This window comes from Vibrio sp. 2130-1, from assembly GCF_033339515.1.
Window position 1 is genome coordinate 1 of record NZ_JAWOUT010000579.1, and the last position, 557, is coordinate 557.

The 557-nt window shown below is 45.8% G+C and carries 1 protein-coding gene and 1 pseudogene; both read right to left on the minus strand.

The window, feature by feature from the left end; translation table 11 throughout:
• Positions 1-126 (minus strand): annotated as a pseudogene (locus R7Q09_RS27505) (ABC transporter permease); the annotation flags it as partial.
• A gap of 40 nt (positions 127-166) precedes the next feature.
• Positions 167-557 (minus strand): outer membrane lipoprotein-sorting protein (locus R7Q09_RS27510; RefSeq protein WP_318144128.1); only part of this gene is annotated, 391 nt, incomplete at its 5' end.

A 557-nucleotide genomic window follows, 5' to 3' on the forward strand; every position in this document is an offset into this window, starting at 1 on the left:
GTAGCTACCTTCTTGGAAGGCTCTGGTGAGTAAGGAGAGAAAAAGCACTAGCGCGAGAGCAGTGGCCGTCAGTAACGTCCGCCTTTTTTGCCGCCATAAATTGCGCCATGCAAGTTTGATGAGCATCCGCTTCTCACCCCTCTCTTTTGTTCGTCTCTACCGCAAGTTAATCACGCAGGGATTTCATTTGCTGCTGCGAGAAAAAGTCATCATTTATATCGAAGTCAAACTGTGCCTGATGCGTGGTAAAAATGGTTTTATTCCCCGGTTTATCGACGGGTTTCATCTCCATTCGCGTCGCTATCTTTCTACCGCCTAACTCTTTAACGTCGTAAGTCGTCAACACATTCACTCGTTCATCGAACTCATCATAAAATTCCACTTTGCGTAGCAAATAAGTCGACTGAGAAATCCACAACGTAACTTTGTTCCAAACAACAGGCGCATCAGGTTTAGCCGTCGCTTCAATGGCCCAGACTTTATCCCCCTCAAAGCTGTCATTGCCGAGTAAAGCGTGTTGATAATCCACAACGATTGATGATTGGTTGATCAGATCA